The sequence below is a fragment of the Thiogranum sp. genome, assembly GCF_058323355.1.
The window spans coordinates 15,530-28,690 of sequence record NZ_JBTTIO010000063.1 but is presented as its reverse complement, the minus strand read 5'-3'; the positions used below and the strand labels follow the sequence as shown (position 1 = coordinate 28,690).

10 protein-coding genes are annotated in these 13,161 nt (G+C 57.9%); 8 read left to right on the top strand and 2 right to left on the bottom strand.

Features of this window, described 5'->3' with window-relative positions; all coding sequences use genetic code 11:
• Window positions 1-329 precede the first annotated feature (329 nt).
• From ACW81B_RS09905 to lpdA, 4 genes are all read left to right on the top strand, one after another.
• Entirely contained in the window at window positions 330-620 is a 291-nt protein-coding gene (locus tag ACW81B_RS09905) for a GIY-YIG nuclease family protein (protein ID WP_491580064.1), read from the top strand.
• A 455-nt stretch (window positions 621-1,075) separates the two neighbouring features.
• Window positions 1,076-3,946 (top strand): 2-oxoglutarate dehydrogenase E1 component, encoded by a 2,871-nt coding sequence (locus ACW81B_RS09900; protein WP_491580063.1) that lies wholly within the window; start codon window positions 1,076-1,078, stop codon window positions 3,944-3,946.
• An 11-nt stretch (window positions 3,947-3,957) separates the two neighbouring features.
• Window positions 3,958-5,181 carry a 2-oxoglutarate dehydrogenase complex dihydrolipoyllysine-residue succinyltransferase gene (gene odhB, locus ACW81B_RS09895; protein ID WP_491580062.1) on the top strand — a complete coding sequence of 408 codons (1,224 nt, stop codon included), beginning with the start codon at window positions 3,958-3,960 and terminating at the stop codon, window positions 5,179-5,181.
• A 5-nt stretch (window positions 5,182-5,186) separates the two neighbouring features.
• A complete protein-coding gene (lpdA, locus tag ACW81B_RS09890; RefSeq protein ID WP_491580061.1) occupies window positions 5,187-6,644 on the top strand; it encodes a dihydrolipoyl dehydrogenase in 1,458 nt (485 codons plus the stop codon).
• On the opposite strand, the gene ACW81B_RS09885 is transcribed toward lpdA, so the two are convergent.
• Window positions 6,641-7,873 (bottom strand): methyl-accepting chemotaxis protein, encoded by a 1,233-nt coding sequence (locus ACW81B_RS09885; protein WP_491580060.1) that lies wholly within the window; start codon window positions 7,871-7,873, stop codon window positions 6,641-6,643. The genes lpdA and ACW81B_RS09885 overlap by 4 nt on opposite strands.
• Window positions 7,874-8,084: 211 nt before the next feature.
• Here ACW81B_RS09885 and ACW81B_RS09880 point away from each other — a divergent pair, with 211 nt between their 5' ends.
• The 4 genes from ACW81B_RS09880 (at window position 8,085) to ACW81B_RS09865 (ending at window position 12,201) form a co-directional block, all read left to right on the top strand.
• Window positions 8,085-10,211: a tRNA(Met) cytidine acetyltransferase TmcA gene (locus ACW81B_RS09880; protein ID WP_491580059.1), complete on the top strand. Its 2,127-nt coding sequence runs from the start codon at window positions 8,085-8,087 to the stop codon at window positions 10,209-10,211.
• A gap of 74 nt (window positions 10,212-10,285) precedes the next feature.
• Window positions 10,286-11,371 (top strand): ferrochelatase, encoded by a 1,086-nt coding sequence (gene hemH / locus ACW81B_RS09875; RefSeq protein ID WP_491580058.1) that lies wholly within the window; start codon window positions 10,286-10,288, stop codon window positions 11,369-11,371.
• Window positions 11,372-11,377: 6 nt separating this feature from the next.
• The gene (locus ACW81B_RS09870; RefSeq protein WP_491580057.1) at window positions 11,378-11,908 is read left to right on the top strand and encodes a 2-thiouracil desulfurase family protein; all 531 of its coding nucleotides are present in this window, start codon (window positions 11,378-11,380) and stop codon (window positions 11,906-11,908) included.
• Window positions 11,905-12,201, top strand: coding sequence for a DUF3024 domain-containing protein (locus ACW81B_RS09865; RefSeq protein ID WP_491580056.1), 297 nt, complete (start codon window positions 11,905-11,907; stop codon window positions 12,199-12,201). Before ACW81B_RS09870 ends, ACW81B_RS09865 begins: the two co-directional genes overlap by 4 nt.
• On the opposite strand, the gene ACW81B_RS09860 is transcribed toward ACW81B_RS09865, so the two are convergent.
• Window positions 12,198-12,848: a carbonic anhydrase gene (locus ACW81B_RS09860; protein ID WP_491580055.1), complete on the bottom strand. Its 651-nt coding sequence runs from the start codon at window positions 12,846-12,848 to the stop codon at window positions 12,198-12,200. The genes ACW81B_RS09865 and ACW81B_RS09860 overlap by 4 nt on opposite strands.
• Window positions 12,849-13,161 lie beyond the last annotated feature (313 nt).

Here is a 13,161-nt window from a genome sequence, read left to right as displayed (position 1 = left end):
GCGCTTCTCGCGACATGTGGCGCTCACCCAAACTAGCCAGTCACTGTGTGACTGGCTCAGACAAGGGTTAGCTTCATCCACATGTCGCTGCGATGCGCGGCTGAACCGACGCCGGCGAAAAGGCACCCCGCCCGGGACTTGCTCTGTGCGTGTCGATAAATGAACGACCTGGGTCAGTCCCGGAAATTGGTATTTCTCTGATATCAGCAAACACCGTACTCCCGGTTCTGACCCGAAACCGCCGTTCACCTTTCGCTCCAACCAGGCATAATATTCCGTCATTCCGGCGCAGGCCGGAATCCAGATGTCCGGGCAAGGAGGCCCGTATTATGGAAAGACAACCGTGCGTATACCTGTTAGCCAGCAAGCGAAATGGAACGTTATATACAGGAGTAACCTCCAACCTGGTGAAGCGGGTTTGGGAACACAAACATCATGCTGTTGAAGGGTTTACCAAAAAGTACGGCGTAGAGATTCTCGTTTGGTATGAGCTGCATGAAACGATGGAGTCTGCTATTAGTCGTGAAAAGGCGATCAAGAACTGGAAGCGGGCATGGAAAATCAATGTCATTGAGGCGATGAATTCTCAGTGGAAGGATTTGTATCCTGATGTGTTGTGATGCCCGGCTGGATTCCGGCCTGCGCCGGAATGACGGGGATGTTGGATGACGGGAGATAGCCGAACCCGGCTGTTTATCGACACACACAGAACAAGTCACGGGCGGTGTTTCCTTATCGTCGGCGTCGGTGCAGCCGAGCATCGCAGACATTTTGCGATCAAGCGAGCGTTGTCTGAGCGGTTTCGTAGAAACCGCGAGTTTAGCGAGCGCGCAAAATGTCGAGAAGCGCAGGGAACCCGCGCAGCGGGCAAACCGTTGCCGGTGAAAAGGCACCCCGCCCGGGACGATTTCAACCGCCTCCCCCTGACATGGATTCCGGCCTGCGCCGGAATGACAGGAAACGTGGGACGGGAATCAGGCCAAAATGGTGTACAACGGCTGGACTTGGCGTAACAATTGCCTATCTTTATATAAGGTGCCGTAAAGCCGTCACTTAACTGGCAGGATAATAACGAATGGATGACATTACCCGGCCCAAGGGCCTGCTGGAATTCTGGGAAGACTCGCAACTCGCGGGTCACAATGCGGCGTACCTTGAAAGCCTCTACGAAAGCTTTCTGAGTGACCCGGCCAGTGTGTCGGAGCAGTGGCGGACCTTTTTCCAGACCCTGCCACGTATCAACGGTCATGGTGCCGAACCGTCGCATGCCAGCATTCGCGAAACCTTCCGTGCCCTGACCCGACAGCCCTGTGCCCGTTTGCATGCTGCGCACCGCGAGCCCGGTGGCGATGTGCACGCGGAAAAGCAGATCCGGGTATTGCAGTTGATCAATGCCTTCCGTTTTCGTGCCCACCAGATTGCAGATATCGACCCGCTGGGCTTGCGTGAGAAGCCGGAGTTGCCGGAGCTGACGCCTGAATTCCATGGCCTTGACGAGACAGATCTCGATACGGTGTTTGAAACCGGTTCACTGGCCATCGGCGAGCGTGCCACATTGCGTGAAATCATTGCTCGCCTGCAAGCGATCTACTGCGGCAGTGTCGGTGCCGAGTACATGCACATCACGGAGACCCAGGAAAAGCGCTGGATACAGGAGCGACTCGAACGTGCCGGTGGGCAGCCGGAGCTCGATACGGCGCTGCGTCGCCGTATTTTACAGCGGCTGACCGCAGCTGAGGGGCTGGAGCGTTACCTGCATACACGTTATGTCGGACAGAAGCGTTTTTCCCTGGAAGGTGGTGATGCACTGATCCCGCTGCTGGATGAACTGATTCAGCGCGGCGCAACGCACGGCGTGAAGGAAGTCAGTATCGGTATGGCACACCGGGGCCGCCTCAATGTGCTGATCAATATTGTGGGCAAGACCGCTGCCGAACTGTTCGAGGAATTCGAGGGCAAGGCCGGAAAGGATTTTAACGGTTCCGGTGATGTGAAATATCACCAGGGTTTCTCATCAGACCTGCGTACCGGCAAGGGCATGGTGCATGTGAACCTGGCTTTTAACCCGTCACACCTGGAAATTGTCGGGCCGGTGGTGGAAGGGTCTGTACGCGCACGACAGCAGCGCAGCGGTGATGATAAGGGTAACCTTGTGGTGCCAATACTGCTCCACGGCGATGCAGCCTTTGCCGGGCAGGGTGTGGTGATGGAAACCATCAACATGTCACAGTCGCGCGGCTTCTCCACCAAGGGTACCGTACACATTGTTGTTAACAACCAGATTGGTTTCACCACCAGCAGCCAGCGCGATGCCCGTTCCACGCTGTACTGCACCGATATTGCCAAGATGGTCAATGCCCCGATCTTCCATGTCAACGGCGATGACCCGGATGCCGTAATAGCGGTAACCCGGCTGGCGCTGGATTATCGAATGGACTACCACAAGGATGTGGTTATCGACCTCGTTTGCTATCGGCGTCACGGTCATAGCGAGGCGGATGAGCCAACGGCCACCCAGCCGGTGATGTACGCTGCCATACGCAATCACCCGACACCACGCGCGATCTACGCTGAACGACTGGTGGCAGAGGGTGTATACGACGCCGATACCCCGGAACAGATGATGACGGCCTACCGTGACAGGCTCGACCGTGGCGAGACGGTTGTCGATGAACTGGTGCCGAAGGAAGAGGCCGGCTACCCGTGGGCCGTTGACTGGGTACCCTATCTTGCCCAGGCCTGTACGGCATTTCTCGATACGTCGGTCAGCATTGAGCGACTGCGAACGCTGTGGCGCCAGCTCGATCGATTGCCGGATGGTTTTGAACTGAATCCGAATGTCGCCAAGATTATTGCCAACCGCCGCAAGATGGCGGTCGGCGCCATGCCCATCGACTGGGGGTTTGCCGAAACCATGTCCTATGCCTCACTGGTTGATGACGGTTACCCGGTTCGCCTGTCCGGGCAGGACAGTGGTCGTGGCACCTTTTTTCACCGGCACGCAGTACTGCACTGTCAGAAGGACGGGTCGACCTATGTGCCATTACGGAATGTCAGCGAGGACCAGGCCAACTTCCTGGTCATCAATTCCCTGTTGTCGGAAGAGGCTGTGCTGGCTTTTGAGTACGGTTATGCTACCACCGACCCCAAAACGCTGGTGATCTGGGAAGCACAGTTCGGTGACTTTGCCAACAATGCGCAGGTGGTGATCGACCAGTTTATCAGCGCCGGTGAACAGAAGTGGAACCGTTTATGCGGGCTGGTGATGTTGTTGCCGCACGGGCTGGAAGGTCAGGGGCCGGAGCATTCCTCCGCACGCCTTGAGCGTTATCTCCAGTTGTGCGCCGAGCACAATATGCAGGTCTGTGTGCCAACCACACCGGCACAGATTTTCCACCTGCTGCGGCGCCAGGTGATGCTGGAGTGCCGCAAGCCACTGATTGTCATGTCACCGAAGAGCCTGTTACGGCACCGGCTTGCCGTCAGTACGCTGGAAGATCTCAGCGCGGGCGAGTTCCAGCCGGTGATTGCGGAGGTTGATACGCTCGAGGACGCGGCTGTACTGCGTATCGTGCTGTGCAGCGGCAAGGTGTACTACGAACTGTTGGAGAAGCGCCGTGAACAGGAAATCGACCACATTGCGATTATCCGTGTCGAACGTTTGTATCCTTTTCCCGAGGCACAATTACGCAAACAACTTGAGCGCTACCCGAATGCCAGTGAGATTATCTGGTGCCAGGAAGAGCCGCAGAACCAGGGGGCGTGGTTCTCCATCCAGCATCATTTGCATGCCTCGCTGCCTGACCCATCCCGACTACATTATACAGGCCGGCCTTTCTCGGCGGCGCCGGCCGTGGGCTACACCTGGTTGCACCTGCAACAGCAGCACCGGCTGGTTGCAGAAGCACTCGGTCTTGAACCCGAAACGCCACAGACAGATAAATAAAGGGACGAACGATGTCGATTGAACTCAAGGTTCCGGTTTTCCCCGAGTCCGTGACAGATGGCACCATCCTGTCCTGGAACCGGAAACCCGGTGATAGCGTAAAACGTGATGAATCACTGGTGGAAATCGAAACCGACAAGGTTGTTTTCGAAGTGCCGGCGCCGAAAGATGGCGTGCTGGAAGAGATTATTGAAGCTGAAGGGGCGGTTGTGACATCCGGCCAGGTGATCGGACGCATGCGTGAGGAAGCTGTATCGGAATCGCCTCACGAAGTTGATACAGTGACGTCCGAAGCCGCAAAAACAGAAACGACCGAAGCAAAGCAAGGCATACCCTTCGCCACGCCCGCGGCGAGAAAACTGATCGAGGAAAACGGCCTGGATATTCATGCCATCAAGGCGAGTGGCAGTGGCAATCGTATTCTCAAGGAAGACGTGCTGGCGGTACTTGATCAGAAACCTGCGACATCGCCAGCTGCCGAAACAGTCACACAGCAGATTGAAGCGGAAAAAGAATCTTTTACATCGGCAGACGAGCGGCCGGAAAAGCGTGTGCCCATGACACGCCTGCGTGCACGTATTGCAGAACGCCTGCTGGAGGCACAGCACAACGCAGCCATATTGACCACTTTCAACGAGGTCAATATGCAACCGGTCATGGACCTGCGCGCCCGCTACCGGGAAGCGTTCGAGAAGCGCTATGGCGTGCGGCTGGGCTTCATGTCGTTCTTCGTCAAGGCCTCGATCGAGGCACTGCGGCGTTTTCCCCAGCTTAACGCCTCTATTGACGGTACAGATATTGTCTACCACGGATTTTTCGATATCGGTATTGCCGTGTCATCGCCACGCGGACTGGTCGTGCCGGTGCTGCGCAATGCGGACCTTATGGCGATGGCGGATATTGAAATACAGCTTGGCGATTACGCGGGCAAGGCACGTGAAGGATCACTGTCACTGGAAGATATTACCGGCGGTACCTTTACCATTACCAACGGCGGAGTGTTTGGTTCACTGTTGTCGACCCCGATACTGAACCCGCCGCAGAGCGGTATACTGGGTATGCACAAGATCCAGCCGCGCCCGGTCGCCGAGGACGGTGAAGTGGTGATACGGCCGATGATGAATCTTGCCCTGTCCTACGATCATCGACTGGTCGACGGGCGTGAGGCTGTCCAGTTTCTGGTGACCGTCAAGGAAATGATCGAGGACCCGGCAAGATTGATGCTGGGCGTGTGAGGCACATGTCAGACAAGTACCAGGTCATTGTTGTAGGCGCAGGGCCGGCCGGCTATGTGGCTGCGATTCGCTGTGCCCGGCTTGGACTGAAAACGGTCTGTATCGATGCGTGGCGGGGTGAGGATGGCAAGCCGTCCCTGGGCGGAACCTGTCTTAATGTGGGTTGCATCCCTTCCAAGGCCTTGCTTGAGTCATCGGAACAGTTTGCGCATGCCCGTAATGGACTGGCTTCCCACGGTATAGGCGTCTCTGAGGTCAGTCTCGATCTCGATACCATGATGCAGCGCAAGCAGCGTGTTGTGAATGAGCTTACCCAGGGTATCGCGCAGTTGTTCAAGGCCAATGGTGTTACGCACGTGGCAGGGCGGGCGACATTGTCTGCGGACCGATGTGTGGTCGTCAGCAACGATGACGGTAAAACAACACTGAGTGCCGAGCATATTATTCTTGCGCCGGGTTCATCGCCGGTACAGTTGCCTGGCATTGCAGAAGACGGGGAATATATTGTCGATTCGTCAGGTGCACTGTCATTTGGCGAGGTTCCCTCGCGGCTGGGCATCATTGGTGCCGGTGTCATCGGCCTGGAGCTGGGCAGTGTCTGGCGCCGCCTTGGTGCAGAACAGGTCGTGCTGCTGGAGGCACAGGACAGCTTTCTACAGGTGGCTGACGAGCAGGTGGCGAAGCTGGCATTACGCAGCTTTACCGGGCAGGGGCTGGATATCCGGCTCGGCAGCAGGGTGGTGATGTGCAAGGTGAATAACCGGCAGGTTGAATTGCGTTACCAGGACAAGGACGGCGAACACGATATGCAGTTTGACCGTTTGATTGTTGCTGTCGGGCGCAGACCCAATACCAATGATCTCGCCGCAGACGAAGCCGGTTTGCTGCTGGATGAATGGGGTTACATTCACGTGGATGAACAGTGCTCCACCAATCTGCCGGGTGTATGGGCGATTGGTGACGCCGTGCGTGGTCCGATGCTCGCACACAAGGGCTCAGAGGAAGGTGTAATGGTTGCAGAACGGATTGCAGGCCAGGTAGCGTACGTGAATTATGACGCCATTCCTTCCGTGGTCTACACCCTGCCAGAGATCGCCTGGGTGGGAAAGGCCGAGCAGGAATTACGCGCAACCGGTGTCGCATATCGCAGTGGTGTATTTCCGTTTACCGCCAGTGGGCGAGCGCGGGCAATGGGTAACATGGAAGGTTTTATCAAGGTGCTGGCCGATGAAAAAACCGACCGTCTGCTGGGTGTGCACATGATCGGGCCGCAGACGTCGGAACTGATTGCCGAGGCGGTAATTGCCATGCAACTGGGTGGTAGTGCGGAGGACATTGCCCTGACTGTCTTTGCGCACCCGGCTTTATCCGAGTCATTCCACGAAGCCGCACTCGCGGTACATGGACGCGCCATTCATATAGCACCGGCCCGGGCGCGCAAAGGGAAAAAACCGGCGAACTAGAAAAGTTCGATCCCGGTGTCGGCTGGTTCACTTTCAGGGTGATCGTTCGCAACAGCCGAAGCCGGACACAGTTGGCCGACGATCAGGTTTAACTGGCTGGCCGTTTTCGATAACTCGTCACACCAGTGCTTGATCTGGTGAGCAGATTCATCCGTGCTCCGGGTGACACCAATGATGGTTTCCATGGATTGCTGAATGTTCTCAGCGGCTGTACTCTGGCTGCTTGCCGCATCGGCGATACCCCGGTTGGCATTCTTGAGGTTGCCGACCGCCCCGACAATTTCGACAAAGGTTACGGTTGCGTTTTCTACCATTTCTTCGCAGGTGGCAGCTTTTTCATTGCCGGATGAAATCGCGCTGGACGCCTGTTCCACGCCATTCATCACGGCCTGAATCGTTGCCAGAATATTCGAGGTGGACTCCTGGGTGCGTGCGGCCAGCGAGCGCACTTCATCGGCAACCACCGCGAAGCCACGGCCGGCTTCACCGGCGCGCGCCGCTTCGATAGCGGCATTCAATGCCAGCAGGTTGGTCTGCTCGGCGACACTGTTGATGACATCCAGCACTACGCTGATGTCTTTTGATTTCTCTCCGAGTTCTGTAATAACCGATGAGGCCTGGGCGACATCTGCCGTCAGCGCCATGGCGGCGCCAATCGCCTCGGTCATGACTTCCTTGCCTTCCTGCGCCAGCTTGTCGGATTCTGCAACGTGGCTGGCGGCTTCCCGGGCTTCATTGGCCACCTGTGAAATTGCCGATGCCATGCTGGTAACCGCTTCACCGATGTTACTGGTTTCATCGCCCTGCCTGCTCATGCGTTGCAGGGTATTTTGCGTGTGTGCCGCAATTTCCCCGGCGGCATCGGAGAATTGCCGTGCCGAATCGGCCAGTATGGTCAGGATCGTCTGTAGCTGGTCAGCCAGTCCATTGTAGGCGTCCGCCACGGGTTTCAGTTCATGGGCAACAGCGAAATCCAGGCGGGCATTCTGGTCGATATTGCCGGTATAGAATGCCTGGATCGTTTCAGAAACCTGCTGTGCGGGTTTGGCCAGCAGGCGCTTCACAGCGTAAGCCACAGCGCCCGTCGTAAGCAGGCCAAGTATGGGCAGAACCAGGAGTAAGCCCGGGTCATCAACGCTATCCCACAGACCGAAGGCTATGACGCCGAGCAGGCTGGTTTGAACCAGCAGGAGTGTCAGCAGTGTGCGAGTGAGCGAGAATTTTTGCATCCGTTGCCAGGCCCTTGATGGTGATATGCGTACTGCATACCCAGTCCGGCATGCAAACAGAAATCTATGGTTCGTACCTTCTATCGGGTTAATTTGCCGGGACTTTAATCAATTCGGTGACTGTCGCACATATTGCTTCCCCACCTGTGCGGAGCCATTGCCGTTTTCCGGAGCATTCGCGCAAGTTACGGTTTTCCGACATAATTCAGTCATGACCCTGTCGTACACAGACTGCACCGGACACGCGACGCAATCGCCGCATGACAGGCTGCTCGGGTGGCGTGCGCATTTACGGCGGCAACAGCACCGTGGCCTGGTGTGGATATCGGGGGAGCAGGCGGTGGTACGGGCTGTGCTGGATGAGTTGGGTATAGACGGGAACGGCACGACACGCTGGTACACGGAGAATCTGTCAGACTGGCTCGGGAGCGAGTGCGATACGCTGGTTTTCGATGCCTGGAACGGGTTTGATCCGGATGCATTCGGGGCGTTGAGCGGTACCTTGCGTGGCGGCGGGGTGCTATACCTGCTGACACCGCCCGTGGATAAATGGCCCTGTCGGCCGGATATCCACAGTCGTCGCAGCAACACGGCAGCCGGGCGGCGCGTTGAGCCTCCGGGGCGCTATTTGCAGCGCCTTGTCAGCTTGCTGGCTGATGCGCGGGATGTATTCTGGATCGAAGACGGGATTGTGCGTCGGACGCCGGAGTTTTCCGCCGCTTGCCCCCCACAGGGCCCTCTCTCCCGCCTGCGGCAGGATTCACCCTGCATCACCGAAGACCAGGAAGTGGCGGTGGCGGCGGTGATGCATGTGGCGACCGGCCACCGGCGTCGTCCGGTGGTATTGCGTTCCGACCGGGGGCGTGGAAAGTCTGCGGCTTTCGGGATTGCTGCGGCGCGGCTGATGATTGAACACGGCAAGCGTGTTCTGGTGACAGCTGCACGTCGCAGTGCAGTGGAAGCGCTCATGCGCCAGGCAACTGCACTGTTACCCCATGAGCAGAAGGGCGCCTTGCGCTTTGTTGCACCGGATGCACTGATACAACAGCCACAGGATACGGACTTGTTGCTGGTCGACGAGGCGGCCTCGATTCCAGCGCCCATGCTTGAAGTGCTGTTACAGCGGTACTCGCGTATTGCCTTTGCTACGACAGTGCACGGTTATGAAGGCACGGGGCGGGGGTTTGCATTGCGCTTTAACCATGTCCTGGATCGTCTTTCCAACAGCTGGAAAACGGTGGAACTGAAAACGCCTGTCCGCTGGTCGCCGGACGACCCACTGGAAGCCCTGGTGTTCCGCATGCTGATGCTGGATGCGGGTGCGGCAGCAGATGATGTACTGCAAAACGCCGATACAGCCACAGCCTGTATTGAACGTGTCGATCGCGACGAACTCCTGCACAATGAACCCCTGCTGCGGGAACTGTTCGGCCTGCTGGTGCTGGCACACTACAAGACACGGCCAGCGGATCTGCGCCAGTTACTGGATGCACCGAACCTGTCTGTTTATCTGTTACGCCTCAACGGTCACGTTGCTGCCACGGCACTGGTGGCAGAGGAAGGTGGTTTTGACGCTGATGAGGCCGAAGCGATCACCGCCGGTATCCGTCGGCCCCATGGTCACCTGCTACCGGAAACACTGGCCCTGCACCTGGGGCTGGTCGAGGCGCCGCAACAGCGTGCGGCCCGGGTAATGCGCATTGCAGTGCACCCCGCGGTACAGGGGCGTGGACTTGGTTCACAGCTTCTCGGTTATATCGGGAAAACTGCCCGGCAGGATGGTTTTGATTACGTGGGTGCGAGTTTTGCTGCCGATGCGCGCCTGTTACGCTTCTGGAAAGCTGCGGGCTGGCAGCCGGTGCGCGTCAGCGAGCGACGCAGTGCAAGCAGTGGCTATCATGCTGTTGTGGTAATGCGGGCCTTGAGCCGGCCGGGTGAGCAGTTATTTATCCATGCAGGGCAGCGTTTTATACGCCACTTCCCGCACCAGTTGTCCGACAGCCTGCGTGATCTGGAAACGCCACTGGTTCTGGCGCTGATGCATGATGTGCCGGGCGGAAAACAGGTGCTGACAGCGGATGACCTTGAAGATGTACGCCGGTTTGCGTACCAGCGGCGTTTTCCGGAAGCGGTGATCGGTGCGCTCTGGTCGTGGTTGTGCAATCGGCTGGTGTCGCCGCAATCACTCGCAGGGCTGGATGCTGCCGATGCCGCACTACTGGTCACACGCATTCTGCAAAAACACGACTGGACCAGCTGTGCACGGCGCGCCGGCCTGACGGGTCACGACCAGGCACTGTCCAGACTGCGGGAGCTGGTGCGGCAACTGATGGATTGATTCTGTTAGGATAGGCGGATGTTAACTCTCTCTCTATTCGTCACTCCGGGTTATTCAGACGGGCGTAGTATGGTATGAGCCGGTATATCGGCGAAAGCGGGTTTCGCCATGACTCACAGGACTGCACCGGGGTATTGCTGGTCAACCTCGGCACGCCGGATAAGCCGGATACCCGTTCGGTGCGCCGTTACCTCGCCGAATTTCTGTGGGACCCGCGCGTGGTCGAGATCTGGCGGCCATTGTGGTGGCTGATCCTGCACGGCGTCATTCTGCGTCTTCGTCCACGCAAGGTGGCTGCACTGTACCAGTCGATCTGGACACCCGAGGGTTCTCCGTTACTGGTTATTCCACAGAAACAGTGTGAGTTGATTGGCAAGCGGCTGGCCGATCTTGCACCGGGGCGTGTCGAGACCGTGCTGGCCATGCGTTACGGTGCTCCGTCAATTGAGGCGGGCCTCGATGAATTGCGAAAACGCGGCGCGCGGCGTTTGTTGATACTGCCGTTATATCCGCAGTATTCGGCCACCACCACGGCTTCCGTCTTCGATGAGGTTACCCGGGTACTTGCCAGCTGGCGCCGGGTGCCCGGCCTGCGCTTTATCCAGCACTACCATGACGACCCGGACTATATTGCTGCACTGGCCGCCAGCATACGCGAGCACTGGCAGGAGCACGGGCAGGCGGACCGGTTATTGATGTCGTTTCATGGCATTCCGCGCCGCTGCCTGCTGGCGGGTGACCCGTATTTTTGCGAAGTACACAAAACAGCGCGGCTGCTTGCCGAGGCGCTGGAACTGAAAGAGGATCAATGGCTGCTGGCGTTCCAGTCACGCTTTGGTCGTGAAGCGTGGCTGTCGCCTTACGTGGACGGCACACTGAAGGAATGGGGGCGGCAGGGTGTTGGCCGCGTCGATGTGGTGTGTCCGGGCTTCAGTGCCGATTGCCTGGAAACGCTGGAGGAGATTTCCGTGCAGAACCGGGAGACGTTTCTTGCCAGTGGCGGTCGCGAGTTCCATTACATCCCTGCGCTGAATGCGCGCGCGGACCACATTGAGGTTCTGTCGCAATTACTGGTACGCAATATGTCCGGCTGGGAGTTTGACCCTGATGACCCCGAGCTGCGGCAGGCGCGTGCGACGGCGCTCGGGGCGGAAGCCTGACGTAGCGTGGCCGATGCATACCGACCACGCGTAGCCGTGAGCAGTTGTCTGCTGGGTGAAGCGGTACGTTACGACGCTGATCACAAGCGCAACGCCTGCGTCATCGAGCTGCTGGCAGCCTGTTTCGACTGTTGCCCGGTGTGTCCCGAGGTGGGTATCGGCCTGGGGGTGCCGCGCCCCCCGATCCGGCTGGTGAAGCAGGGCGGCAGCATTTTTGCGTTGGGCGTGGAGGATGCCGGTGTTGATGTCACCTTGCGCTTGCAGCGCCATGCACAGGAACTACTGGACCAGTTGTCCGGGGTCAGTGGTTATATCTTCAAGAGCCGTTCGCCAAGTTGCGCTTTGAATGACACTGACCTGTTCGATGCCGGGGGGGAGGTGATCGGACACACCGGCGGAGTCTTTTCCGGCAGGGTTCGCGAGCTTCTGCCTGATCTTCCCCTGATCGACGAGCTACGTCTGGACGACCCGGCGGCGCGCGAGGCTTTCGTGCAACGTGTCTATGACTACCGGAAAAGCAGGCAGGACAGGGGATGAGCGTCAGTCTGCTTGCCCTGCAGCGCGCCCGCAAGCAGCTGGACGCTTTTTGCCTGCAACGCAGCCAGCCGGGCAGTGAGCTGAGCTGTCAGGTTGAGAACGGCGGCCTGGTCCTGCAATACAGGGGGCAGGCCGTTGTCAGGTTACAGCCGGACAGGAATCAGTGGCAGGTATTCTGGCGCCGTGACGACAGCCAATGGGTGCCCTGGCCGCACCTGCCGGTATGCGATGATATCCGGCAGGTGATGGATGCACTGGAACAGGCGCCCCTGCACGTTCACTGGAGTGGCTAGGCGTTCTCTGCCGGGGCAGGCTGCACAAAGTCCTGGCCTTCTGCATCAAGACACAACAGATCGCCTGTCGCCATATCGTAATACCAGCCGTGCAGCTGTAAACGCTCAGCTGCTAGGCGCTCCGCTATCCATGGGAAGGTGCCCAGATTAGCCAGGGAAATCTTGATGGCATCCAGTTCGCAAGCGTAGATCCGCTCCTCAAGTGTCACCAGATCGTTTCGTGCCAGGGTGCGCTTGCGGGCGTTGTCGGCGATGCTCATCCAGTCGGCAATAAACATATCCTCATGTCCCTTATCCTGTACTTCCAGCAGTGAGCGGATACCGCCGCAGCGCGCATGCCCGAGCACGATGATATGTTCAACCTCCAGGCTGCATACCGCGAACTCCAGGGCGGCACTGGTGCTGTGCCAGAGGCCTTCACCCTCGCAGGGCGGTACCAGGTTTGCCACGTTGCGTATGACAAACAGGCTGCCCGGCGTGCTGTCAGTAATCACGGCAGGGTCGACACGTGAGTCGCAACAGGCGATGACAGCGATTTTCGGTGACTGCCCTGCATGGGCCAGATCAAGCAGTCGTTCACGATTTTCCTCATAGTAGCCGCTGCGAAAGCGGTGGTATCCGGCAATAAGTTCTTTAATCGTAGTCAAGATCAGCGGTTCCTTCGTGTTTCAGTGTTGGCGGGTTTGAAACGCATAAAAAGTCGATTACTATCGCCATACTATTCGTATTTAACGATGTTGATGGCGGGTGACGATTAACGACAAGCACTTGCATGATTTCCAGGTTGGCGTGAGAACGGGTGGTTTCGCAGGCGCCAGCGAACACTCGAACTTTAACCCACAGATCATCAGCGGGCAATCAGCGTGCGGGAAATGAGAAACGGGACACCTCTGGTACCGGGTTACACAGACAGCACGGGAATGGCTGTTCAGGGATGCTCCTCAACAGCGTGAACTGAAA